The organism is Neisseria perflava (assembly GCF_019334725.1).
GTDB lineage: Bacteria > Pseudomonadota > Gammaproteobacteria > Burkholderiales > Neisseriaceae > Neisseria > Neisseria subflava_A.
On record NZ_CP079818.1, the window covers coordinates 1,322,351 to 1,347,149 of the forward strand.

Annotated in this window: 24 protein-coding genes, 3 tRNA genes and 1 pseudogene; 13 read left to right on the plus strand and 15 right to left on the minus strand. The window is 47.0% G+C overall.

All coding sequences use genetic code 11. From position 1 onward, the window contains the following. Positions 1-45: 45 nt before the first annotated feature. Positions 46-1,758: a proline--tRNA ligase gene (locus tag LPB400_RS06365; protein ID WP_219088486.1), complete on the minus strand. Its 1,713-nt coding sequence runs from the start codon at positions 1,756-1,758 to the stop codon at positions 46-48. A 495-nt stretch (positions 1,759-2,253) separates the two neighbouring features. Between LPB400_RS06365 and fghA the strand changes: the two genes are divergently transcribed. After that, positions 2,254-3,102, plus strand: coding sequence for an S-formylglutathione hydrolase (gene fghA, locus LPB400_RS06370; RefSeq protein WP_070461770.1), 849 nt, complete (start codon positions 2,254-2,256; stop codon positions 3,100-3,102). Between the two features lie 92 nt (positions 3,103-3,194). On the opposite strand, the gene recA is transcribed toward fghA, so the two are convergent. Together recA and aroA are read right to left on the minus strand one after the other, a co-directional pair. After that, positions 3,195-4,241: a recombinase RecA gene (recA, locus tag LPB400_RS06375; RefSeq protein ID WP_003680794.1), complete on the minus strand. Its 1,047-nt coding sequence runs from the start codon at positions 4,239-4,241 to the stop codon at positions 3,195-3,197. A gap of 147 nt (positions 4,242-4,388) precedes the next feature. Then, positions 4,389-5,681: a 3-phosphoshikimate 1-carboxyvinyltransferase gene (aroA, locus tag LPB400_RS06380; RefSeq protein ID WP_070461771.1), complete on the minus strand. Its 1,293-nt coding sequence runs from the start codon at positions 5,679-5,681 to the stop codon at positions 4,389-4,391. A 300-nt stretch (positions 5,682-5,981) separates the two neighbouring features. On the opposite strand from aroA, the gene cysG reads away from it, so the two are divergent. Further along, positions 5,982-7,379 carry a siroheme synthase CysG gene (gene cysG, locus LPB400_RS06385; protein ID WP_070461772.1) on the plus strand — a complete coding sequence of 466 codons (1,398 nt, stop codon included), beginning with the start codon at positions 5,982-5,984 and terminating at the stop codon, positions 7,377-7,379. Between the two features lie 53 nt (positions 7,380-7,432). On the opposite strand, the gene LPB400_RS06390 is transcribed toward cysG, so the two are convergent. Further along, entirely contained in the window at positions 7,433-8,038 is a 606-nt protein-coding gene (locus tag LPB400_RS06390) for a CoA pyrophosphatase (protein ID WP_070461773.1), read from the minus strand. Positions 8,039-8,213: 175 nt separating this feature from the next. Here LPB400_RS06390 and LPB400_RS06395 point away from each other — a divergent pair, with 175 nt between their 5' ends. The 8 genes from LPB400_RS06395 (at position 8,214) to LPB400_RS06430 (ending at position 13,626) form a co-directional block, all read left to right on the plus strand. Then, positions 8,214-10,076 carry a tetratricopeptide repeat protein gene (locus tag LPB400_RS06395; RefSeq protein WP_070461774.1) on the plus strand — a complete coding sequence of 621 codons (1,863 nt, stop codon included), beginning with the start codon at positions 8,214-8,216 and terminating at the stop codon, positions 10,074-10,076. Between the two features lie 56 nt (positions 10,077-10,132). After that, positions 10,133-10,717, plus strand: coding sequence for a lipoprotein insertase outer membrane protein LolB (gene lolB / locus LPB400_RS06400; RefSeq protein WP_004519905.1), 585 nt, complete (start codon positions 10,133-10,135; stop codon positions 10,715-10,717). An 8-nt stretch (positions 10,718-10,725) separates the two neighbouring features. Continuing rightward, positions 10,726-11,574: a 4-(cytidine 5'-diphospho)-2-C-methyl-D-erythritol kinase gene (gene ispE / locus LPB400_RS06405; RefSeq protein ID WP_070461946.1), complete on the plus strand. Its 849-nt coding sequence runs from the start codon at positions 10,726-10,728 to the stop codon at positions 11,572-11,574. Between the two features lie 5 nt (positions 11,575-11,579). Beyond that, positions 11,580-11,655: transfer RNA gene (locus LPB400_RS06410), tRNA-Gln, on the plus strand. 10 nt (positions 11,656-11,665) lie between these two features. Beyond that, a tRNA-Gln gene (locus LPB400_RS06415) sits at positions 11,666-11,741 on the plus strand. 11 nt (positions 11,742-11,752) lie between these two features. Then, positions 11,753-11,828, plus strand: a tRNA-Gln gene (locus tag LPB400_RS06420). 176 nt (positions 11,829-12,004) lie between these two features. Continuing rightward, positions 12,005-12,988, plus strand: a complete 984-nt coding sequence (locus LPB400_RS06425) for a ribose-phosphate pyrophosphokinase (protein WP_107723665.1) — start codon at positions 12,005-12,007, stop codon at positions 12,986-12,988. 65 nt (positions 12,989-13,053) lie between these two features. Beyond that, positions 13,054-13,626 carry a 50S ribosomal protein L25/general stress protein Ctc gene (locus LPB400_RS06430; RefSeq protein ID WP_070461775.1) on the plus strand — a complete coding sequence of 191 codons (573 nt, stop codon included), beginning with the start codon at positions 13,054-13,056 and terminating at the stop codon, positions 13,624-13,626. A 108-nt stretch (positions 13,627-13,734) separates the two neighbouring features. Here LPB400_RS06430 and hscB read toward each other — a convergent pair whose 3' ends face one another. Then, the gene (gene hscB / locus LPB400_RS06435; protein ID WP_070461776.1) at positions 13,735-14,235 is read right to left on the minus strand and encodes a Fe-S protein assembly co-chaperone HscB; all 501 of its coding nucleotides are present in this window, start codon (positions 14,233-14,235) and stop codon (positions 13,735-13,737) included. Between the two features lie 79 nt (positions 14,236-14,314). Here hscB and LPB400_RS06440 point away from each other — a divergent pair. Continuing rightward, a pseudogene (locus tag LPB400_RS06440) lies at positions 14,315-14,537 on the plus strand (alternative ribosome-rescue factor A). Here the strand turns inward: LPB400_RS06440 and iscA are convergent. The 8 genes from iscA to iscR all read right to left on the minus strand — a co-directional run bounded on the left by iscA (position 14,497) and on the right by iscR (position 19,010). Then, positions 14,497-14,817, minus strand: a complete 321-nt coding sequence (gene iscA, locus LPB400_RS06445; protein WP_063075834.1) for an iron-sulfur cluster assembly protein IscA — start codon at positions 14,815-14,817, stop codon at positions 14,497-14,499. The pseudogene LPB400_RS06440 and the gene iscA overlap by 41 nt on opposite strands. 68 nt (positions 14,818-14,885) lie before the next feature. Next, entirely contained in the window at positions 14,886-15,131 is a 246-nt protein-coding gene (locus LPB400_RS06450) for a recombinase RecA (RefSeq protein WP_070461779.1), read from the minus strand. A 256-nt stretch (positions 15,132-15,387) separates the two neighbouring features. Then, positions 15,388-15,774: a Fe-S cluster assembly scaffold IscU gene (gene iscU / locus LPB400_RS06455; RefSeq protein ID WP_070461780.1), complete on the minus strand. Its 387-nt coding sequence runs from the start codon at positions 15,772-15,774 to the stop codon at positions 15,388-15,390. A 68-nt stretch (positions 15,775-15,842) separates the two neighbouring features. After that, positions 15,843-15,971, minus strand: a complete 129-nt coding sequence (locus LPB400_RS11045; RefSeq protein WP_256388723.1) for a hypothetical protein — start codon at positions 15,969-15,971, stop codon at positions 15,843-15,845. A gap of 190 nt (positions 15,972-16,161) precedes the next feature. Next, complete coding sequence (locus LPB400_RS06460) at positions 16,162-16,764, minus strand: Fic/DOC family protein (RefSeq protein ID WP_070461783.1); 603 nt, start codon at positions 16,762-16,764, stop codon at positions 16,162-16,164. A gap of 4 nt (positions 16,765-16,768) precedes the next feature. Continuing rightward, a complete protein-coding gene (locus LPB400_RS11050; RefSeq protein ID WP_225905478.1) occupies positions 16,769-17,191 on the minus strand; it encodes a hypothetical protein in 423 nt (140 codons plus the stop codon). A 106-nt stretch (positions 17,192-17,297) separates the two neighbouring features. Continuing rightward, a complete protein-coding gene (locus LPB400_RS06470; protein ID WP_070461785.1) occupies positions 17,298-18,512 on the minus strand; it encodes an IscS subfamily cysteine desulfurase in 1,215 nt (404 codons plus the stop codon). Between the two features lie 51 nt (positions 18,513-18,563). Then, positions 18,564-19,010 carry a Fe-S cluster assembly transcriptional regulator IscR gene (gene iscR / locus LPB400_RS06475; protein WP_003746476.1) on the minus strand — a complete coding sequence of 149 codons (447 nt, stop codon included), beginning with the start codon at positions 19,008-19,010 and terminating at the stop codon, positions 18,564-18,566. Positions 19,011-19,369: 359 nt separating this feature from the next. On the opposite strand from iscR, the gene LPB400_RS06480 reads away from it, so the two are divergent. Next, complete coding sequence (locus LPB400_RS06480) at positions 19,370-20,542, plus strand: alpha-hydroxy acid oxidase (protein WP_070461787.1); 1,173 nt, start codon at positions 19,370-19,372, stop codon at positions 20,540-20,542. A 60-nt stretch (positions 20,543-20,602) separates the two neighbouring features. On the opposite strand, the gene dsbD is transcribed toward LPB400_RS06480, so the two are convergent. Together dsbD and folE2 are read right to left on the minus strand one after the other, a co-directional pair. Continuing rightward, complete coding sequence (gene dsbD / locus LPB400_RS06485; RefSeq protein ID WP_219089720.1) at positions 20,603-22,408, minus strand: protein-disulfide reductase DsbD; 1,806 nt, start codon at positions 22,406-22,408, stop codon at positions 20,603-20,605. Positions 22,409-22,626: 218 nt separating this feature from the next. Then, on the minus strand, positions 22,627-23,400 hold the full coding sequence (gene folE2, locus LPB400_RS06490; protein WP_219088489.1) for a GTP cyclohydrolase FolE2: 774 nt from the start codon (positions 23,398-23,400) through the stop codon (positions 22,627-22,629). Between the two features lie 178 nt (positions 23,401-23,578). On the opposite strand from folE2, the gene LPB400_RS06495 reads away from it, so the two are divergent. After that, positions 23,579-24,736 (plus strand): trans-sulfuration enzyme family protein, encoded by a 1,158-nt coding sequence (locus tag LPB400_RS06495; protein WP_219088491.1) that lies wholly within the window; start codon positions 23,579-23,581, stop codon positions 24,734-24,736. Positions 24,737-24,799: the final 63 nt, after the last annotated feature.

Consider the following 24,799-nt stretch of genomic DNA (forward strand, 5'->3'; position numbering starts at 1 on the left):
AACGAAATAATCAGTTTCAGACGGCCTTTTTATCATTGAAAAAACTTAAGCGTTCAATGCGGCCAAAACCTTGGCGACAACTTCTGATACTGCAACGGCTTGAGCCTGATTGTCACGGCGCTCGGCATATTCGACATTGCCTTCTTTTAAGGCGCGATCGCCGATGACGATGCGGTGAGGGATGCCCAGCAGCTCGGAGTCATTCAGCAAAACGCCTGCACGTTCGTCGCGGTCATCCAACAATACATCCGCACCGGCAGCCAAAAGCTCGGCATAGATTTTGTCGGCGGTTTCGCGTACGGCTTCAGATTTTTTGTAGTTCATCGGCACGATAACGACTTCAAACGGCGCCATTGCTTTGGTCCAAACAATGCCTTTTTCGTCGTTGTTTTGTTCGATGGCGGCAGCAACAACGCGGGTAATACCGATACCGTAGCAGCCCATTTCCATGATTTGGGATTTACCGTTATTGTCCAAGAAGCTGACATTCATGGCTTGGGTATATTTATCGCGTAATTGGAAAACGTGGCCGACTTCAATACCACGCGCCAGTTTTAGACGGCCTTGTTCGTCAGGGCTGATATCGCCTTCGATGACATTGCGCAAATCGACAAATTCAGGCTCGTCAGCATCTCGGCCGAAGTTGAAGCCGGTATAGTGGTAGTCGTCTTCGTTCGCGCCGATAACCCAGTCTGCGCCTTTTTCAGTAGCGAAATCGGCATAGACTTTACCTTTGAAGTTGACAGGGCCGAGAGAGCCGCCGTTTGCGCCGAATTGTTCAATAATCACGGCAGGGCTCGCCATGGTCAGTGGCGATTTTACGCCGGCCAGTTTTTCTGCCTTGATGTCGTTAAATTCATGGTCGCCACGCAACAGCAGCAGGACGAGTTCGCCTTCGTTTTCGCCTTCAACCACGATGGATTTGAGGGTTTGTTCAACCGGAATATTGAGGAATTCAACCAAAGACTCAATGGTTTTGACGTTTGGCGTATGTACTTTGGTCAACTCGGCCTGAGCAGCAGCGCGTTCGCCTTTAAGCGGCAAAGTCGGCGCCAGCTCGATATTGGCGGCGTAATCAGAAGTGTCGCTATATGCAATAACGTCTTCGCCGCTTTCAGCCAATACTTGGAATTCGTGAGAGCCGGTACCGCCGATGCTACCGGTATCCGCGGCAACAGGACGGAATTCCAAACCCAAACGGGTGAAGATACGGCAGTAAGCGTCGTACATATCTTGATAGGTCGTCTGAAGCGAGGCATAGTCGGCATGGAAGGAATAAGCGTCTTTCATGACAAACTCGCGTGCACGCATCACACCAAAGCGCGGACGCACTTCATCGCGGAATTTGGTTTGGATGTGATAAAAGTTTTTCGGCAATTGTTTGTAGCTGTTGACTTCTTTGCGCACGATGTCGGCAATCACTTCTTCACAAGTCGGACCCATACAGAAATCACGGTCATGACGGTCTTTCAGGCGCAGCAGTTCTTTACCGTAAAACTCCCAGCGGCCGGATTCCTGCCACAGTTCGGCAGGTTGTACCACCGGCATCAGCAGCTCCACGCTACCTGCGCGGGCCATTTCTTCGCGCACGATATTTTCAACTTTGCGCAATACGCGCAGACCCATCGGCATCCAAGTATAAAGACCTGATGCGTTGGCTTTGATCAAGCCGGCACGAATCATCAGCTTGTGGCTGGCAAGTGCGGCTTCGGCAGGGGCTTCTTTAAGGGTAGAAATGAAGAACTGGGAGGCTTTCATGGCGTATTTTTCTTTCTTAAAAATAAGTGCGTATTGTAACGCAAAATGTATGACCGCGTGTCTTTTGAATGGCATCTGATGAAATCGGCCGTTGTTTTACGCAGCTTTTGATTCGGGGCGATTTTTAGGGATGTCAACCCTAATTTATGCACAAAGCCGCATAACCTTGTTTTACCTATAAATTTTCACTGTATGATTATAGTAAAATCTTATAAATATAACTATTTGATTTTATTATGTTTTATTTGATTAAATTTTAGTCAATTTAAGACTTGGTTTGTTCCTAAAGAAAATTTTACGATTACCCAAAGCTTATCAACAGATTTATCCACAGAGATTGTGTATAGATTTTAAATGCCGCCAGCGTAATGATTTTGCATGATTGGCAACCTTGTTTAAAGCAGATTTGATTGCCTTAAAAAGATGGGGCAACAACACGATGGGCAGGTTTTGCGCTAACATTCTGCTTATTGCTGTTTCCTTACAAGAGGTAAAATGAAAAATTCAGAATTGCATTTGCTGGAACGCAGAAAGATGTTTAACGGGTATCAGGAACGGTACCGCCATTTTTCTCAAACCTGCCGGACGGATATGGTATTTGATGTCTATCTGCCGCCACAAGTCTTAAAAGGCTATCCCGCGCCTGTTTTATATTTTCTTTCCGGTTTAAATAGCGATGGTTCTGAATTGGTTCGGCAAAGTGGAATCCAACGTTTTGCGGCACAGTGGAATATTATTGTGGCTTTTCCGGATACCTCGCCACGCGGTCAGCATGTTGCCGACAGTGAGGAACATTATCTTGGACAGGGTGCCGGATTTTATGTCAATGCAACTGAAGTGCCTTGGGCGCAGCATTACCAAATGGAAAGCTATATCAGCCAAGAATTGTCTGATTTAATCGAGCATCATTTTCCGGTAACGAAAGAGCGCAGCATTGCAGGTTTCAACATGGGCGGGCATGGCGCGCTGCATTTGGCTTTGAATCATCCAGGCCGATATGCTGCGGTTTCAGCCTTTGCGCCTTTATGTCATCCTATCGATACGGAAGGCGGCAGGCAGGCGTTGTCAGCTTATTTGGGCCAAAACGTGGAAACGTGGAAACGCTATGACAGTACAGAGCTGCTTCAGACGACCTCGCATAAATTGCCTGTTTTGATTGATGTCGGCAGTGAAGATGCTTTGTATCCTGAAGTCCTGCAACCGGAAGGGTTTGTCCGCTCAGCACGCGAAAAAGGTTTCAATATCCAATATAAAGTACGCCCGGGCTATGGGCATGACTATTTCTTTATTGCCAGCTTTATCGATTCGCATATTGAGTTTCATGCTCAGGCATTGGGGCTTTAAGCAGTATTGAATAAAAGGCCGTCTGAAATCCGATTAATGGTCGGATTTCAGACGGCCTTTATTTGGTCTTTAACCTTTAATTTCAAACAGACTTATTCCTCAGGACGTTCGCCGTCGGTATCGTCCAATTTGCCTTCGGTAATATCGACATTGATACCGACTGCCGCACGGATTTTGGCATCGATTTCGTTGGCGATATCAGGGTTTTCTTTCAGCCAAACGCGTACATTGTCTTTACCTTGGCCGATTTTTGCGCCGTTGTAGCTGTACCATGCACCAGATTTTTCAACGATGTCATGTTTGACGCCCAAGTCGATCAATTCACCTTCCCAGCTGATGCCTTCACCGTAAAGAATATCGAATTCGGCTTGACGGAATGGAGGTGCAACTTTGTTTTTGATGACTTTGACTTTGGTTTCGTTACCAATGACGTCATCGCCTTTTTTAATCTGACCGGTACGGCGGATGTCGAGGCGGACGGAGGCGTAGAATTTGAGTGCGTTACCGCCGGTCGTGGTTTCAGGGCTGCCGAACATCACGCCGATTTTCATACGGATTTGGTTAATGAAAACAACCAATGTATTGGTGCGTTTGATGTGGCCGGTCAGTTTGCGGAGGGCTTGGCTCATCAGGCGAGCTTGCAGGCCGACGTGGCTGTCACCCATTTCGCCTTCGATCTCGGCTTTAGGTACAAGTGCGGCTACGGAGTCGACAACAACCATATCGATACCGCCTGAGCGTACCAATGTATCGCAGATTTCCAATGCCTGTTCGCCGGTATCCGGTTGGGAGAGATAGAGTTCTTCGACTTTTACACCGAGTTTGCGGGCGTAAATCGGGTCAAAAGCATGCTCGGCATCGATGAATGCGCAGATGCCGCCATTTTTTTGGCATTGGGCAATGGCTTCGAGACAGAGTGTGGTTTTACCGGAGGATTCCGGGCCGAAAATTTCAACCACGCGGCCGCGGGGCAGACCGCCAACGCCGAGTGCCAAGTCCACGCCGAGGGAGCCGGTGGAAATAACATCAAGGTTTTCTTCCTGTTGGCTGCCGTCCATTTTCATGATGGAGCCTTTGCCAAAGTTTTTTTCGATTTGGGCAAGGGCGGCGGCTAAGGCTTTGCTTTTTTCGTCTGACATGTTTTCTCTCCGAAAGGAAATATGAATCGCTAAGAATTTATTTAGCTATTATCGCATAAATTAAGAAAAAGTATAGTTTTATTTTTATTTTTCAGACGGCCTGTGTTTTTTGTATGCAACAGGCCGTCTGAAACTTTGAATAATCAATCAGTTGGTTAATGATGCAAAAACTTGGAAATACTCGGGGAAAGTTTTATGCGTACATTTCGGGTCGTTGATGATGACGGGGACGCCCAAAAGCGAAGCCAGCGAGAAACACATGGCCATGCGGTGGTCGTCGTAAGTATCAATGACGGCATTGGGGGTAAGTGTTTCGGGCGGCGTAATATGGATGGCTTCGGCTTCTTCAACGACTTCTGCACCCAGTTTGCGCAGTTCGGTTGCCATAGCGGCGATGCGGTCGGTTTCTTTGACGCGCCATGAGCCGATATTGCGCAGGGTGCAGGGTTGCTTAGTGGCCAGCGCAACAATGGCCAGAGTCATGGCCGCGTCTGGAATATGGTTGGCATCCAAATCAAAAGCCTGAATCTTGCGCTCGGCAGGACGGGAAATTTCTACAAAATTTTCGCCCCAAATGACATCTGCGCCGATTTTCTCCAATTCACGCGCAAAGGCAACGTCGCCTTGGATGCTGTGTGCGCCGATGCCGGTTACGCGGATGGGTGTACCCGCAATCAGGCCTGCGCCCAAGAAATAAGACGCGCTGGAGGCATCGCCTTCTACATATAAATGCTCGGGCGCATGATATTTGGCACCAGCCGGGATTTTAAATACACGGTAGTCTTCATTGATGATGTCCACACCGAACTGCGCCATCAGCTTGAGCGTGATGTCGATATAAGGTTTGGAAATCAATTCGCCTACCATGTGGATTTCAAATGCTTGTCCGGTCAAGGGCAAAGCCATCAGCAGGGCGGTCAGGAATTGGCTGGAAACATTGCCTTTAATCGGAATAACGCGCTCGCCGTTGTCTTGGCGTTTGCCGATCTGAAGAGGCGGATAGTTTTCATTGCCCAGATATTGTACGTCCGCGCCTGCAATCCGCAGCGCATCCACCAAATCGCCGATGGGGCGTTCGTGCATACGCGGTACGCCATGCAGATGATAGTCGCCACCCAAAACGGCAAGCGCGGCAGTCAAAGGACGGAATGCCGTACCGGCGTTGCCTAAAAACAAATCGGCGGTTTGGTTGGGAAAGCGGCCGCCGGTGCCATGAACTTTCAGACGGCCTTCAGGTAAAGATTCAATTTGAACACCGAGTTTATCGAGTGCTTCAAGCATTCGGTCGGTATCGTCGGATTTGAGCAAAGAATGGATTTCGCAAACGTTGTCGGAGAGTGCCGCCAAGAGTAGCGTGCGGTTGCTGATGCTTTTGGAACCGGGCAGGGCAACGGTCGAAGGCTTGAGTGTAGAAGCGGGCAGGCGGATGGATTCGGTCATGGCTGGACTAAGCTCATTTGAGTTGTAAATTAGACCGATATTATACGCAGGCAAAGGCCGTCTGAAAAATGAAGAGGGTGCAATTTATTTGTGAAAAAATGAATTTTTATATCAGTACACGATTTTCTAATCGTTTATTTTGAAATTTTCTGCTTCAGTTTTATGTTTGCCACTATAACTTATTTTGTTGTGGCAGGCATATAACCAAACACCATAAGAAAATCAGAAACCATTCTTTCCTATTTTTTCAGACGGCCTTTAATATCGGCGGACAATCATTGATAAAGCAAGAGCACGACCATGAGACATTATCCTTTGTTTGCCGATTTGAGAGACCGCCCAGTTTTACTGGCAGGTGCGGGTAAGGTTGCCGAACGCAAGGCGGAAAGCCTGTTGTCTGCCGGAGCGCGCGTACGCGTTGTTGCGGAAACTCTGAATCCGCAGTTTCAGCAATGGGTGACTGAAGGGAAAATAGTTTGGCTGGGCGGCTTGTTTGAAGAAGCTATGCTGGACGAGGTGTATTTCGTTATTGCGGCGACGGATGATGATGGGTTTAACCGCCGTGTTTTTGAAGCGGCGGAACGACGGGCAAAATTGAGCAATACGGTGGATACGGCAGATTTGTGTTCGTTTATCGTGCCTGCCGTGGTGGATAGGGGGCCATTGAAGATAGCCATATCCAGCGGCGGTACTGCGCCTGTATTGGCGCGTAAATGGCGGCAGATTATTGAAACATTGATTCCGTTGCATACGGGCACGATGGCGCGTATTGCCGGTAAATGGCGTGAGAAGGTGAAACAGACGATTCATCATGTCGAACGCCGCCGTTATTTTTGGGAAAAGTTGTTCGACAGCCGTTTTAGTATTTTTGCGGCTCAAAACAATATCGAAGCGGCAGAACGTGAATTGATCACGCAGTTGAATCGGGAAACGCCGTTTGGCGGCGAAGTGGTTTTGGTGGGCGCAGGGCCGGGTGATCCGGGCTTGCTGACTATACATGCTTTGCAGGCGATACAGGCTGCGGATACGGTGTTTTACGATGCTTTGGTATCGGATGATATTTTGGCGATGGTACGTAAAGATGCAGTGAAAATCAGCGTGGGCAAACGCGCCGGTGCGCACCATGTCCAGCAGGAAGAAACCAATCGTCTGTTGGTTGAACACGCTCAAAAAGGCGAGCGTGTGGTAAGGTTGAAAGGCGGCGATCCTTTTGTGTTCGGACGTGGTGGGGAGGAAGTGCAAACCCTGCATCAAGCTGGAATCGCTTACCGCATTGTGCCGGGTATTACTGCTGCACTTGGAGCTACTGCTTATGCCGGTATTCCGTTAACCCATCGCGATTGCGCCCAAAGTGCTTTATTTGTAACTGGCCACAGCAAACACGAGGGCAATCAGCCTGATTGGCAGACTTTGGCTTTAAGCCGTCAAACGCTGGTAATCTATATGGGCACGCTTAAAGCGGCTGAGATTGCGGAAAAACTAATGGCTTATGGCAGGCAGCCTTCTACGCCCGTTGCCGTGATTTCTAATGGCACTTTACCTAATCAAACCGTGCGGACAGGCCGTCTGAAAGATTTGGGCTTGCTGGCTGCCGAAGCAGAGCGTCCGGCTTTAATGGTGATTGGTGAAGTGGTTGCCCTGCGCGATGAGATGAAATGGTTTGGAGAATTTGTCGAATGCTATGAAGAAGCGGCGTAAAGAGTATTGATCAAACAAGGCCGTCTGAATATTGGTTTTCAGACGGCCTTGCCTTATTTAAAAGCTTGGCAATATTGCTGATAACGTTCTGCCAGTCCATATAGGATGATTGCTGTCAGCCCCCAGATGTCGTAGTGCCGAAAAGGTAGGGCGGGGAGGGCGAGGGTTTGATTGTTGTGATGAAGCTGGCGGAATGTGTAGTTTTGCAGGTTTAAGGCGAAGTCCAAAGGCAGATAAAAAATTTCTGCTACTTCATCGGGATTTGCTTTTGGGTTGATGGGCTGGGTGCAAATTGCCGGAACAGGCGTAACACGGTAGCCGGAAGGCGTGTCATAAAAGGGTAGCGGCGCAAAAGTCTGCCATGCGGCAATCGGAATGGCGGTTTCTTCATAAGCTTCTCTTAACGCCGTTGCCGTTAGACTGTCATCTTGGGCATCTTTGCGGCCGCCGGCAAAGGCGATTTGTCCGGTGTGCTGCCTTAAGGTCTCGGCCCTTTTGGTCAGTAAAATTTGCCACGCTCCTTCATGCAAGACAATGCCGACCAAAACGGCTGCTTTTTTGACCGTTTTTGGGGTAACTAATTGATTGCGCTCTGCTTGCATACGGCTGCTGAAGTGTGAAGCTTGAGTTAGGAAATGGATAAGGTGGTCGGTATTCATTTTTGGCGCTGATCGTTTTATGCAGATGAGGATTACACAAGGTTTACGGTTACCGTGTCAACAAAATAGGGTGCGTGTGTTACAGTTATGCCTGAATGATAAATAAAGCTTTGCGTCTGTTTTGCAAGTGCTTAGGCCGTCTGAAAATGTCGGCAGGTTCTCAAAAAGGATAGTTATGTTGTTTTCCCCATCCCGTATTCGAGTAGTAGCCGCGGCTGTCATGATGTTGTTTGCTACACAGACTTTTGCCGCGCCCGGCGATTCAAATGCAGTTTTTGAATCGGCTAAGATTATTAAAAAGAAAAGCCGTGCCGACCATTTTTCTCCCGAAGAACGAGAGCAGGAGCGGATACGTCTGTTGGGTATACAAAACCGCACCTCGCAGGTTTTCACTTTGTTAAATTCAGAACTGGCCCTGCAAAAGGGTGATGCGGCTTCTGCTTTGTTTACTTATATTTTGACGTTGCATCGCACCAAATCTCCCGAAGTGGCCGAACGCGCTTTGGAGATGGCGGTTTCTTTAAACGCATTTGAACAGGCTGAAGCTATTTACCAAAAATGGCGCGAAATTGAGCCGGAGCCTGGTGAAACACAAAAGCGTATGACTTGGTTGCGCAATTTGCTGCTGGGCAAAGCCGATAAGAATTTGAGCGGATTGGATAAGGTGATTGCCGGCGGTAGTGAAGACGAGCAAAAGCGCGTGTTCCTGCTTTTGGCACAAACCGCAGCCCAACAGCCGAATCTGACCAGCGATGCAGTCAAACAGGTACATAAAACGGCACTGATTTATAAAGACTTTCCAGAAGCGGCGATTGCGGATGCAATTTTTAGTGCAAAAGACGGTCAAAAGAAACACGCCATTGCGGCATTGCAGCGATTGGCCAAGTTGGACAACGAAATCCTGCCGCCGACTTTCGTCACCCTGCGGCTGATGGCGCAACGGCATCCTGATATTCTGGACGGTTTCTTCAAAGAGACAGACACCAAAACCTTATCTCCGATTTGGCAGGAATTGGACATCGCCAATTTGATCGCTCATGGTCAAAATGATAAGGCATTCAAGCGTTTGCAGACTTTGTTGGAAGAAAATCCCAACCCTGATTTGTATATTCAGGCTGCCTTATTGTCAGCCAGCAAGACGGAAAATATTTCTGCAGTAAACAGCTATCTGGAAAAGGCTTATAAAGCCGGTACGGAGGAGCAGCGCAGCCGTGCGGCATTGATTGGCGCGGTGTCTTACAATGATGCCGAGGATTTTGCCAAAGCCAAACAATGGCTGGCCAAGGTCACGGCTACGGCTTATACGTTTGATAAAACCATTTTGGCCGCTTCCATCGAGGCCAAGCAGGGCAACCATAAAGAGGCTTGGGCTTTGGTGCAACGCGCACAAAAAATACCCGAGCAAAGAGGACGTTATTTTGAAGCCAGGGATTTGCTGAATACGGCTTTGTTTGTATTGTCTAAAAATACCAATCTTCAAGAATCGTTGAACGCTTTGAACAGCTTGGTAAACTCCACCGAAAAATCCTTGAAAACCCAAGCTTCTCCAGAGTTGCTTGCCAATGTGCTGTATCAGCGTTCGATGGTGTATGAGAAGCTGAATCAGCCAGGCAAGGCGATTGCCGATTTGCGCCGTGTGGTAGAGCTGTATCCGGATAATCCGCACGGTTGGAATGCTTTGGGCTATACCTTACTGTCAAGTGGCAAGGATTTGGAGGAAGCTTTTAAAATGGTTCAGACGGCCTATCAAATGGAGCCGGAAAGCGCAGCAATTAATGATAGTGTAGGCTGGGCGTATTATCTTAAAGGTGATGCGCAAATGGCGCTTCCATATATCCAATATGCCTACGAAAAAGAACCTGAAGCCGAAGTCGCCGCGCATTTGGGCGAAGTCCTATGGACGCTTGGAGACCAAGATAAGGCCAAAGAAATCTGGAATGATGGTTTGAAGCGCGGAAGCAATCTCCGAGTATTAAAAGAGACAATGTCCAAATTCGGTATAACGTCCAGTAAACCGCATACTCAAAAACACAAATAAAACCAAAAGGCCGTCTGAAAAGCGTTTGATTTCAGACGGCCTATGAAGGAATATCCATGAATTTGAAACGATTATCATCGGTTGCAGCCTTATTGCTTTTGGCTGCCTGTGCGCAGCCAAATTTACCTCAGCAAAACAGTTGGCAAGCAGCAGAGCAGGTGCAGGATTTTAGCGCAGATGGTCGATTGGCTGTTAAAGTGGAAGGCAAAGGCTCATATGCTAATTTCGACTGGACTTATCAGAATGCGGTTCAAACCATTGATGTCAATACACCATTGGGCAATACCGTAGGTCAGCTGTGTCAAGACAGTGAAGGTGTATTGGCAGTAGACAGTAAGGGTAAGGTCTATCAGGCGGAAACGGCTGAGGAATTGAGCAGACAGCTTTTAGGCTTTGCTTTGCCGGTCCAATATCTGCATATTTGGGCTGATGGTAAACGCGTTGCCAATGCGCCATACAAAATCCTGCCTGATGGCCGTCTGGAGCAGTTTGACTGGACAATATCGCGTACTTTAAATAGTTCAGGACAGCCTAAAACGCTTCAACTTGAGAATGCCAAGTTTAATATCCGCTTGGTGTTTGACACGGTAAACCACTCTTTGGATAAGAATGGACAAACCCGATGCGCAGCACGCAAATAGAGGATGCCATGTCTGTTTCAGAGGAAATCCAAGCCTTTCCTGCGCCGGCCAAATTAAATTTGGATTTGAGGATTACCGGCCGTAGGAGCGATGGTTATCATAATTTGGAAAGTATTTTCTGTTTGATCGGCTTATACGATACCGTTCATCTGAAAATGCGTACTGATGGGCAGATTATTCTGCATACGCCGGTCGAAGGGCTTAAGCCTGAGCAAGACTTGACTTATCGGGCGGCTAAATTATTACTGCCCTATGCCAACGTGCCGCACGGCGTTGAAATCTGGTTGGATAAGGTGATTCCGACCGGAGGCGGATTGGGCGGTGGCAGCTCTGATGCAGCCACAGTCTTAATGGTTTTAAACCAATGGTGGCAATGTGATTTGAGCAGGCAGCAACTGATTGATTTAGGCCTAAGTCTTGGCGCGGATGTTCCTTTTTTTATTTTTGGAAGAAGTGCTTTTGCCAAAGGCGTAGGCGAGAAGCTGGCTGAAATAGATGTCCCTAAACAATGGTATGTTATCGTTAAGCCCCCTGTTCATGTGGCAACAGCTAAAATTTTTGCACATGAAGGCTTGACACGGGATTCCAAACCCAGCATAATGCCGACTTTCCAATCATTACAGCCGTTTCAAAATGATATGCAGGCGGTTGTGTTTCAGGAATATCCTGAAGTTTGGAAGGCTTATGTTGAGTTATCCCAATATGGTTATACATTAATGACTGGTTCTGGAGCTTGTTTATTCATAGCAAGTGAATCTCATCAAGAAGCAAATACAATTTACCAACAGGTTTCTCAATCATATGAAGCGTATTGTGTGGAAGGATTAGATATTCATCCGCTGTTTCATATGATTTAGTAAGTTGGGGAGTCGTCAAGCGGTTAAGACACTGGATTTTGATTCCAGCATGCGAAGGTTCGAATCCTTCCTCCCCAGCCAAACCCTTTGTTGGGGAGTCGTCAAGCGGTTAAGACACTGGATTTTGATTCCAGCATGCGAAGGTTCGAATCCTTCCTCCCCAGCCAACACCCTTTATTGGGGAGTCGTCAAGCGGTTAAGACACTGGATTTTGATTCCAGCATGCGAAGGTTCGAATCCTTCCTCCCCAGCCAAATAAAAGCGTGTAAGTTCTCTTACACGCTTTTTTACGCTAAGAGCAAAATAACGCTGAAAAACTTTTTTTTACCCGTCTTTACGCGTATAATCGCGTAATTAGTGTCTTAGATATAGGGCAAAGGGAAGCGTAATGTTTTCTGCGCGTAAATCAAATCTAGAATCAGGTGAAGATATGGCTGCTTATGACAGTTTAATGGTGTTTACCGGTAATGCAAATCCGGAATTGGCGCAACGTGTTGTCAAACATTTGGATATTTCACTCGGTGAAGCCACCGTTTCCAAATTCTCTGATGGCGAAGTAGCCATTGAATTGTTGGAAAATGTGCGTGGTCGCGATGTGTTTATTTTGCAACCTACCTGTGCGCCAACCAATGACAACCTGATGGAAATTTTGACTATGGCCGATGCACTCAAACGTGCTTCTGCCGGGCGTATTACTGCCGCGATTCCTTACTTTGGCTATGCGCGTCAAGATCGTCGTCCTCGCTCTGTCCGTGTGCCGATTTCTGCTAAATTAGTGGCAAATATGTTGTACTCAGCAGGTATCGACCGCGTATTGACTGTTGACTTGCATGCTGATCAAATTCAAGGTTTCTTCGATATTCCGGTAGATAATATTTACGCTACCCCGATTTTGTTGAACGATATTAAACAACAGCGCATTGAGAACCTGACTGTTGTCAGCCCTGACATTGGTGGTGTTGTACGTGCACGTGCTGTTGCTAAATCTTTAAATGCTGATTTGGCGATTATCGACAAACGTCGTCCTAAAGCCAATGTGGCTGAAGTGATGAACATTATTGGCGATATTCAAGGCCGTACTTGCTTGATCGTAGATGATATGATCGATACAGCAAACACCTTGTGTAAAGCAGCCGTTGCCCTGAAAGAGCGCGGTGCAGATCGTGTACTGGCATACGCCAGCCATGCAGTATTCTCCGGTGAAGCAGTGAATCGAATTGCTTCTTCCGAAATTGACCAAGTAGTTGTGACAGATACGATTCCGTTGTCTGAAGCAGCTAAAAAATGTGAACGCATCCGTCAAGTTACTATTGCCGGTTTGCTGGCTGAAACGGTACGCCGTATCAGTAATGAAGAATCTGTCTCATATCTTTTCAATGAAGATGTGATGACTGGCGGCATGTTGCTGCCATAACCCGATGTCGTCTTAAGCTGGTCGCGGCCGATGACGACGATTTTATCTAAATTGGAGTATTAAACATGACTTACGAAATTCAAGCCTCTGTTCGCGAAGCCCAAGGCACTGGTGCGAGCCGCCGCCTTCGTCGCGAAGGCCAAATCCCTGGCATCCTGTACGGTGAAGGTCAAGAGCCTGTTGCTATCGCTGTAGACCACAAAACTGTATTCTACGCATTGGAAAAAGAATCTTTCCATACTGCTTTGATTAAACTGTCTTTGAACGGTGAAACTAAAGACGTTATCGTGCGTGACTTCCAAATGCACCCATTCCGTCGCGAAGTTCAACACATCGACTTCCAAGCTGTAAAAGCTGATCAACCTGTACGCATCCGTGTTCCTCTGCACATTGTTAACGCTGAAAACTCTCAAGCTGTTAAATTGCAAGGTGGTCGCGTATCTCTGTTGAACACTTCTGTTGAAGTAGTTGCTTTGCCTGCAAACATTCCTGCTTTCTTGGAGTTGGATTGTGCATCAGTAGTTGCCGGCGACATTCTGCACTTGTCAGACGTCAAATTGCCAGAAGGTGTTGAAAGCGTTTCCCTGAAACGTAATGAAAACCTGGCTGTTGCTACTGTTACCGGTAAAAAACGCTAATCGGTAGTTAATATAAGAAAACCGTATCAGATTTATCTGATACGGTTTTTGTTTTACATATAAAATCATTTGTTATAAAACTTGGGTAAACGTAACAGCATATGTACTTTATAAAATTGAAGCAATTTCATTGCGAAGTTTATTAAGAAAGCGGCCATGCCGTACCCATTGTGCGGCTGATTCATAATCCTGTTGTTCAAATGCTTGTTGTAAATCTTGATATAGGCTGCTTTGTACTTCTTGAATTTCTTGATCCAGTGCCCGGATGGCATCATGGTTTTGTTCTATTTGTGCATCCATCAATGTTTCCCGCCATTCCATTTGCTGCATGAGGAATTCTGGTGAAAACGAAGTGTGTTCAGGTGCATCAGCATCGATATTTTGGCTTTTCAAGAGATAAGCAGCCCGATCAATAGGACTTTTTAATGTGCGGTAGGCATCATTAATTGTAGAAGACATCATAACGGCTTGTTTCTGCTCAAAAGCTGAAGCAGAAGCAAATTTATCAGGATGAAATCGGGCAGCTAAAGCCCGATAGCTTTGTTCGAGTGCTTCGGTATCAATATTGAAAGATGGCTCAAGCTGGAAGAGGTTGAAGTATTGAGACATGATATTAAAGGAAAAAATCTAAAGAAGAGGATTATTTTACGATATAATCCGGAAACTGTTTATATGAAAGGAAAACAATATGACCGGTAAGGTGCAACACAATAAAGGCAAAATACGAGACAATACCTTAAAAGCCTTAGTCAAATCTGATTTGTTCCGACACAAAGTAGAACGAAAAAGAAAAGGCAAGGGTAGCTATAATAGGCAAGAAGCCAAAAAATGGCGGGATGGTTTTGATACTTTCCCGCCATTTTTTATATTTTAAACGTGGAAGCTCTCACCGCAGCCGCAAGAGTCTTTGACATTTGGATTTTCAAATTTGAAACCTTCCTGCAAACCTTCTTTAGTGTAATCAACTTGCGTGCCGTCTAGATAAACCAAGCTTTTCGGATCGATATAAACTCGTGCGCCGTGTTCTTCAAAAATCAGGTCATCCTCGTTCACTTCATCGACAAATTCAAGGTTGTATGCCATGCCTGAGCAGCCGCTGGTTTTGACACCCAAGCGCACGCCCAAGCCTTTGCCGCGTTTGGTCAAGTAGCCGTTGATGTGTTTGGCTGCGTTTTCTGTGATGGTAATCATGCTTTTTTCCTCATTTCGCAATCATTTTCTGTTTTGTCTGCTTTTTATTTCAGACGGCCTCTTGATTTTCAGGCCGTCTGAAAACGCTGTTTTGCCCACTCTATTGCGGTGGCAATGGTAGTTTTTGCCTGCGGACTGTTTTTCCAACAGGTCGAGCCGGTCAATTGTGCGCCCTGTTCCAAAATATCGTCTAAATCCGCAACCGCCAAAGTGGCAATATCATCCAATCCCATTTGCTGCAAACGCTGCAATATGGTTTTACCTATGCCTTTGACAGCAAGTAGGGATTGGACTTCTTTATCAGTAAAAGGCATATCGTCTTCTTTGATTTTGCAGGTATAACGACTAAATATAAGCTGTAGCTTATTGCCCTCTCCCTAACCCTCTCCCGTGGGGAGAGGGGATAGATTGGCAGGTAATCCCAAACTTGGTAGCAACTTCAAAACGATTAAGTTTCTGTACAGTTGGTTTTGTCTCACAAAAGAAGAGGGGGGAAACCATTAGATTTGCTTTTCTCGAAGATTCGCCGGGAATCTTGGGCACCTGCCGATAAGGGTTCGTTAAATCCGGTTATTTGTTTTCCTGACGTTTGCGATAGTCTGCAACGGCCGCTTTTACCGCATCTTCAGCCAAGATGGAGCAGTGGATTTTAACTGGAGGTAATTCCAACTCTTCGGCAATTTCGCTGTTTTTGATTGCCAGTGCATCGTTAAGGCTTTTGCCTTTAACCCACTCTGTGATCAGACTGGAAGAAGCGATGGCGGAGCCGCAGCCGTAAGTCTTGAATTTTGCATCTTCGATAATACCCTCATCGTTTACTTTGATTTGCAGACGCATTACGTCACCGCAGGCCGGAGCACCGACCATGCCGGTACCGACAGATTCGTCGTTTTTGTCGAAAGTGCCGACGTTGCGGGGGTTTTCGTAGTGGTCGATTACTTTATCGCTGTATGCCATGATGTGGTTTCCTTTGTGTTTTTAGTGGTGTAAATGGTTTGTTTACGAATATTCAGACGGCCTGAAGTTTAGATTTTGCATGCGCCGCCTTCGCAGCCGTCATCATTCTCTGAATCAACGCCGCCTTCTACGGTAACGTCGTCAAAATCTTCGAGCAGGTTGTCGAGATTGTCGAGGTCGATTTCTTGTTCGTTCATGGGTTGTATCCTTGATTCTAATGTGGTGGCTTTTAGGTCGTCTGAAAAGGCCTTTGGGGATTTTCAGACGACCTTTTTTTATTTATAGGTAGGTTGGGTTATTAAACTCAACATTTCAGGCGCTTTAATAGACTCGTTGGGTTTCCAACCCAACCTACGCTTGCTTAAAATATCGTGGTTTGTTGATGTTTTAGTCGTCTGAAAAAGACGATTGTTCTAAATTTTCTAAAATTAGGCGTGCCAATAAGCTGCTATCGACATGGTATGCCTGAATACAGGCTTGAATCATTTGTTCGGCAGAGATATTTTGCCAATGTATCTGCAAACCGTTTTTCATTGCCAATTGCGTCATAAACAGGCGCAATGTTCTGCCGTTTCCTTCACGAAAAGGATGTAGGACGTTCAACTCGCCCAAATAATAGGCCACACGCTCGGCGAATTTATCTTTATCCAACCCCCGCAAATAGTTTTCGCTTTGCAGCTTCTCCAAAAGTGTACGGCTTTCGTTTTCGATAAAAGCAAAATTGGCAAATCGGGTATTACCTTTGGAAATATCAATTCGCCGGATTTCTCCTGCCCAATCATAAACATTGCCAAACAGTTTGCGATGAATGGTCTGTAAATGCGCCAAATCGAAATTGCCTGTAATGGGTTGCAAAAGCAGATTTTGGGCGGAAATAGCAGAAATGTCTCTTTCGACCTTTTCTAATTTAAGTGGATCTTGAATGGCTAATTTATTTCTAAATACACCATCATTCATATAGATTATGTCTTCACCACCGTATTTACTCATTTTTTTAGAACCTTTGTTTAATTTTTCTTATTTCTTTCTCAATATTTGTTTTACCAATCTTTAGAAGTTGCATTGCATATTGAGTTTGTCGACTAATTTCTAAATTCTCCATTTTCCATGAACCAGTGATATCATCAACATCTTTTGTCCAATGATCTTCAATAGTTAACCATTCCAAACTTCCTTTATCACGATCAATAATATCAAGATGATGTCCTCCTTGATAAACAAAAATGTTTTTACTCTTAAATAAGGAAGAGAATTTATTGAATATAGATCGATTGTATTCAATAACAGATAAAGCAAATTCAATATCTTTTTTTAATACGTCTAAATCTTGTTCATAATCTAAGTCAAATTGTTCAAAATATTTTCCATAAATAATACGTTTATAACCATTTGGCAAATTAATAATTTTAACTTTCATGGTATTCTTTCTATGAAAATAGCATACAAGACTGTCTATAAAAAGTGTTTTACTGTATTCAAAAATCAGACTCACTTTCTTAGACAGCCTTTGTTTGACATCAATCTTAATGCGCTGCCCATTCAATCGAGTTCAAATCAATCCCGTCTTTGAACATTTCCCACAGCGGCGACAGTTCGCGCAGTTTGCCGATTTTGGATTTGATCAGTTCTGCCGCAAACTGCACTTCTTCTTCGGTGGTCATGCGGCCGAAGGTGATGCGCAGGGAGGAATGTGCCAATTCGTCGTTGCGGCCGAGTGCGCGTAAAACGTAGCTTGGCTCAAGGCTTGCGGAAGTACAGGCGGAGCCGCTGGATACGGCGAGTTCTTTCACTGCCATAATCAGGCTTTCGCCTTCGACGAAGTTGAAGCTGACGTTTAGGTTGTTCGGAGCGCGGTGTTCGAGGTCGCCGTTGATGTAGACTTCTTCAATGCCTTCGATACCTTTGAGGAAGATATCGCGCAGTTTCAAGTAGTGCGCAGTGTCTCGTGCCAATTCTTCTTTGGCAATGCGGAAGGCTTCGCCCATGCCGACGATTTGATGGGTCGGTAATGTGCCGGAACGGAAACCGCGTTCGTGACCGCCGCCGTGCATTTGGGCTTCGAGACGCACGCGTGGTTTACGGCGTACATACAGGGCGCCGATGCCTTTAGGGCCGTATACTTTGTGGCCGGACATAGACAACAAATCAACTTTGGCTGCGTCAACGTCGACAGGCACTTTGCCGCATGCTTGTGCTGCGTCAACGTGGAAAATGATTTTGCGTTCGCGGCAGATTTCGCCGATGGCAGGAATATCTTGAACCACGCCGATTTCGTTGTTTACCCACATGACGGAAACAAGGATGGTGTCTTCGCGGATGGCGGCTTTCAGTACGTCTAAATCAACTAAGCCGTTTTCTTGTACGTCCAGATAAGTCACTTCATAACCTTGGCGTTCGAGTTCGCGCATGGTGTCGAGCACGGCTTTGTGCTCGGTTTTTACGGTGATGAGGTGGTTGCCTTTAGATTTGTAGAAGTGCGCCGCGCCTTTAATGGCGAGGTTGTTGGACTCGGTTGCGCCGCTGGTAAAAACAATCTCTTTAGAGTCGGCGTTAATCAGGGCAGCAATGTCTGCACGTGCTTTTTCTACGGCTTCTTCTGCTTCCCAGCCGAAGCTGTGGCTGTTGGAGGCTGGGTTGCCGAAAATATCGGACAGGTAGGGAATCATTTTTTCGGCAACGCGGCGGTCAACGGGAGTGGTGGCGGCGTAGTCGAGGTATACGGGGGTTTTGACGGTCATGGTTTGCTCTTTCGTTTGGTCATCTGCCTGCGGTCTTTGCCGCAAGTCGGTTTAATGAATGTGTGTAAAGGTAACGACATGACTGCTGTCGCTGCAGTTTTTTTGTTCAATGATGCTTTGCAGCGTAACGCCGCTGAGGTAATCATTGATGGTTTTGTTTAAGTTCTCCCAAAGGTCATGGGTCAGACAGGGGGCGCCGTGGTGGCAGTTTGCTTTGCTGCCGCATTGTGTGGCATCCAGTCGGTCTTCGGCTGCGGAGATGATTTGTGCAATATTGATTTGCTCGGCGGGAGCGGCAAGGATGTAGCCTCCGCCTGGGCCGCGTAGGCTTTCAACCAATCCGGCACGGCGCAGCTTGCTGAATAATTGTTCGAGGTAGGAGAGCGATATGCTTTGTCGTTCGCTGATGGCACTGAGTTTGACAGCGCCGGTTTGCGCGTTCATCGCCAAATCTATCATGGCGGTTACTGCAAATCGCCCTTTGGTAGTCAGTCTCATGGTGTGGTTGCCTGTGTGGGCGTTTTTATTAGTGGAGGGAATTGTCTAATATCTGAGTGTTTCAGTCAAGTATGTGGTGGCTCGGTTTGATTGTTTGTTTAAATGGTGGCATGGGTTAATTTTTAAATCGGAAAATATTTTCTTTATTTTTCTGTAATTTGGACTTGAGGCCATCTGAAAAAAGGCTATCAACCCTACGGATGGCAGGGTTAAAATGTTTTGATTTAATATTGATAGTGATATAGATTATCAAAATTATTCTTAAAATTTAGTTGTTTTGATGGAGTAAAATAATGAGGTGTTTGAAATGTTCAGACGGCCTTGACCATCCATCTTTACTTGAACAGAGGCAATCGACAATGAAATGTGATTTAAGCAAAATAACCTGTATCGAAGACTTGCGCCTTGTTGCCAAACGTAAAATGCCGCGTATGTTTTATGACTATATTGACTCAGGCTCTTGGACGGAAACCACTTATCGTGAAAATACTTCGGATTTTAAAGACATCCGTTTTCGTCAAAAAGTATTGGTTGATATGGAAGGACGCAGCCTTGAGACTAAAATGATCGGTCAGGATGTGAAAATGCCGGTGGCGATTGCGCCGACCGGTTTCACGGGCATGGCACACGCTGACGGCGAAATCTTGGCGGCACGTGCGGCTGAAAAATTCGGTATTCCGTTTACGCTGTCAACCATGTCCATTTGTTCGATTGAAGATGTGGCTGAAAACACCAGCTCGCCGTTTTGGTTTCAGCTTTATGTGATGCGCGACCGCGAGTTTATGGAAAACCTGATTAAGCGTGCGAAGGATGCTAATTGTTCGGCTTTGGTATTGACTGCCGATTTGCAGGTTTTGGGTCAGCGCCACAAAGACATCAAAAACGGCCTGTCTGCGCCACCGAAACCGACCATCGCCAATTTAATCAATTTGGCGACTAAGCCCGAATGGTGCATGAAAATGCTGAACACGGAACGCCGTACCTTCCGTAATATTGTCGGTCATGCGAAAAACGTGGGCGATTTGTCTTCGCTGTCTTCATGGACTTCCGAACAATTCGACCCGCGTCTGAGCTGGGACGATGTGGCGCGCATTAAAGATTTGTGGGGCGGCAAGCTGATTATCAAAGGCATTATGGAACCTGAAGACGCGGAAAAGGCAGCGAAAAGCGGTGCGGACGCATTGGTCGTTTCCAATCATGGCGGCCGTCAGCTTGACGATACCGTGTCTGCCATTAAGGCTTTGCCTGATGTGGTCAGCGCGGTAGGCAGCGACATTGAGGTTTGGATGGACAGCGGTATCCGCAGCGGTCAGGATATTTTGAAGGCTTGGGCTTTGGGTGCGAAAGGTACGATGATTGGCCGGGCGTTCCTGTATGGTTTGGGTGCGTATGGTGAAGAAGGCGTAACCCGTGCGCTGGAAATCCTGTATAAAGAAATGGATATTTCCATGGCGTTTACCGGTCATCGCAATATTCAAGATGTGGATTCCAGCATTTTGCGTTCTACGCGTTGGCATCAAGATGAATTTTAATTTCTGAACATAAGAAAAGGCCGTCTGAAAAACTGTTTCAGACGGCCTTTTTATAGACGGCTATTTCTCGTTTTTGCGATACCATTCGATAAAGGCATCGGGTTTGACAAAGCCTAATAAGGCTTCGCTATGACTTCCGTCGGCGCGGACAACAAACACGCCCGGAGGGCCGAAGAGGCCGTATTCTTTCAGTAAGGCCTGATGGTCGGGAGTGTTAGCGGTCACGTCGATTTGGAAGAAGCGCTGCATATCGACTGCTTCGTGTACCTGCGGTTGGTTGAGCGTGTAGGCGGCCATTTCTTTGCAGGATACGCACCAGTCGGCGTAGAAATCAATCAACACGGGCTTGGTTGGATCGGCTTTCAAGGCGGCATCCATAGCGGCTTTGAGTTCGCCGACATCAGTAAACATCTTGCCGTGGTCGGTTTCTTGTCCGGCTTCGGATGGCGGAACCAACGTTAAGAAGTGGTGCAGGGCAGTGGTTTGTTTATTAAAGCTTTGCCAGCCAAACCATGAGCCGCCAATCAGCAGTAAAAAGCCCAATACGGCGGCAACTGTTTTCAGACGGCCTTTTTGTTTGCCAGATTTTGCCAAAAGCATAAGGGCGGGAACAATCATCAGCAAGGTGTAGAGGCCGACTACTGCGAAGTAAGGCAGATGCGGTGTGGCAAGGTATACGGCAACGGCCAGTAAGATAAAGCCGAATGCGTATTTGATGCCGTTCATCCAGTCGCCTGCTTTGGGCAGGATATGACCGCCGAATGTGCCGATGATGATTAGCGGTACGCCTGTGCCGAGTGCTAATGTATAGAGCGCAAGGCCACCCAATACGGCATCGCCGGTCTGGCCGATATAGCCCAGAGCAAATGCCAGTGGAGGCGCAACGCAAGGGCCGACAATCAGGGCGGACAAAATACCCATGATGAAAACGGAAATGATTTTGCCGCCGGAGAGTTTGTTGCTTTGGTTTTGGAAATAGGATTGGACGGAGTTTGGCAGTTGGATATTGAAGAGGCCGAACATAGACAGGGCCAGTACCACCATCAATGCGGCAGCGGCAAGCACAACCCAAGGCTGTTGCAGCCATACAGTCAACAGCGCACCGGTCAAACCGGCAATCACGCCGACCAAGGTATAGGTCAATGCCAAGCCTTGTACATACACCATCGACAAGGTGAACGCGCGGCCTTTGCCGGCTTTTTTATCACCCACGACAATGCTGGAAACAATCGGCAGGAGCGGATACATACAGGCGGTAAAGCTTAAGCCCAAACCTGCGACAAAAAACGCCAACAGGTTGGCGTTTAAAGTATCCCAAGAGAGCTTGAAGCGGCTGCTGTCGGGATTGTTTGTACTGGGTTGCGTTGGCATTTGGCCGTCTGAAGAGGCGGACGGTTGCAAAAAGCGGTCTTTGGCAGAAACCGGCTCGTCGCTTTGCGGCTGGTAAACCCCGTTGCCTTTTACGTCAAACTCGGTATCCACAGGCGGATAACACACACCGGCTTCGGCACAGCCTTGATAAGTCAGCGTCAGTTTGTATTGCGGCGCGGCTTGTTTGTAAGGCAGGTCAACCTGTGCGGTATGGTGGTAAACCGTTTGTTTGCCGAAGAATTCGTCTTCTTTTTCTTCGCCTTTGCTGAATTTGGGTTCGGCCAAGACTTTGTCAGGATTGGTCGCTGCAACGATTTTGGACTGGTACATATAGTAGCCGTCAGCGATTTTGAACTGCACGCTGATGCCTTGGTCGGATACATTGACTTGAGGTACAAAGGCTTGCTCGGGGGGCAGTAAATCATTGGCATCTACTGCGAATGCGAAGCTGCTCAAGCCTAAAAATGCAATGAGGAAATAAAGGAATTTTTTCATAATATCCACGGATATGCCGTTGAGAAACCGTCATTATAAATGATGGGGAAAACAATCGGCTTAATTTATGTTAAATATTGCGAGAGAAATCTAATGCTTTTGAATTATATCGAAATAGGGTTGCCCATATATGACCGATAGTCTCATGTTATCGTTCAATCTATGCCAAAGGCCGTCTGAAATGTTCAGACGGCCTTTGTTTCTATTCGGCTCGGCTTTTAAGGATAAGCGATATAAGCGTAAGCGGAATGGTTGTGTATCGATTCGAAGTTTTCGCTTTCGACGACGAATGATTCGATGCGTTTGTCTGCAATTAACACCGTGGCCACATCACGAACCATGTCTTCGACAAACTTCGGATTTTCGTATGCTTTTTCCGTTACATACTTTTCGTCAGGGCGTTTGAGCAAACCGTAGAGCTGGCAGCTTGCTTGTGCTTCAACGTAATCGATGATTTCTTCAATGCCTACATCCGCATTCGCAATCAGACTGACCGTCACATGCGAACGTTGGTTGTGCGCGCCGTATTGGGAAATTTCTTTGGAACACGGACACAATGAAGTAACCGGAACCATCACTTTCAGATTGTGGCTGTATGTACCGGTTTTGATTTCGCCGGTCAGGGTAACATCATAGTCGAGCAGCGATTGGATGCCGGAGACCGGCGCGCTTTTCTTGCGGAAAAACGGGAAGGAAACGCTGATTTTGCCGGAATGCGAATCCAACAGGGCAACCATATCGGCGGTCAGTTTGTGCAGCGTATCAAAATCCAAAGCATCGGTTTGTTTTTCCATCAGGGCGACAAAGCGCGACATATGCGTGCCTTTTTGGTCGGCAGGCAGGAAAACCGTCATGGTCAGGCGGGCGACGGTGGATTGTTCGCCTTCTTTGCTTTTGAGGGAGATTGGAAAGCGCAGGTCTTTGATGCCGACCTGATTAATCGGCAGGTTGCGTAAATCGCGGCTGGATTGCACGTCTGCAATGGCGTTCATGCGTGGTATGTCCTTCATGATAGGATTGTTGAGATGCGTGTGGAGGGAATCGGCTCGTATCGGCCGATTTGCAAATGCGAGATTATATCACTTGCTTTATCCGCCTGCATTGATTGTTTCTATTTTTCAGATAGTGATAAAATCTTCGATTATTCACATCTACATAGGCAGAGACCAAATGAAATTCGCCACGAAAGCCATTCATTCCAGCTACGATTGCGACGAACACAACCGTGCGCTGATGCCGCCGATTTATCAAAACAGTATGTTTGCGTTGCACGAGATTGGCGAAAATGTGCCTTACCGCTATTCGCGCCTGAGCAACCCGACCCGTCAGGTCTTGGAAGATACCGTTGCCGATTTGGAACATGGTGCGGCCGGCTTTGCATTTTCCAGCGGTATGGCGGGGATTGATGCTGTGTGGCGCACATTCCTGCAACCGGGCGATACCATTGTTGCCGTCGCCGATATTTACGGCGGCGCGTATGATTTATTGGTCGATGTTTATCAAAAATGGGGTGTGAACGTTGTTTTTGCCGATTTGGGCAATCCGGATAATTTGGACGAGCCGCTCAAAGCGCACAATGTCAAACTGGTTTGGCTGGAAACGCCGTCCAATCCGCTTTTGCGCTTGGTAGACATCAAAGCACTTGTCGTGAAAGCCAAAGCAGCCGGTGCGCTGGTGGGTATCGACAACACCTTTGCCACGCCATATCTGCAACAGCCGTTGGATATGGGTTGCGATTTTGTGTTCCATTCCGCTACCAAATATTTGTGCGGCCATTCGGACGTACTGATGGGCGTAGTCGTTGCCAAAACCAAAGAGCTGGCGCAGCCTTTGCACGACATGATGGTTCATACCGGCGCGATTGCAGGCCCGATGGACTGCTGGCTGGTGTTGCGCGGTATCAAAACATTGACCTTGCGCATGAACGCCCATTGCCAAAACGCACTCGAAATCGCGCGCCGTTTGGAAGCCCATCCTGCCATTGAAAAAGTGTTCTATCCCGGCCTGCCGTCGCACGAACATTACGAACTCGCCCAAGCACAAATGCCCAAAGGCATCGGCGGCGTGGTTACGGTTTATCTCAAAAACGACACGCGTGAAGCAGCCAATAGCGTGATTAAAAACATGAAACTGGTCAAAATGGCTTCCAGCCTCGGCGGTGTGGAAAGTCTGGTCAACCATTGCTATTCCCAATCCCACAGCGGCGTGCCGCATGATGTGAAAATGGAAATGGGCATCAAAGTCGGCCTGCTACGTTTCTCTGTCGGTATCGAAGATGTGGACGATATTTGGAACGATATTTCCAAAGCATTGGATACGACTTTGTAAATAAGGTTTAAAGGCCGTCTGAAGGTGAATAGTTTTTCAGACGGCCTTTAGCAATAACCAAGG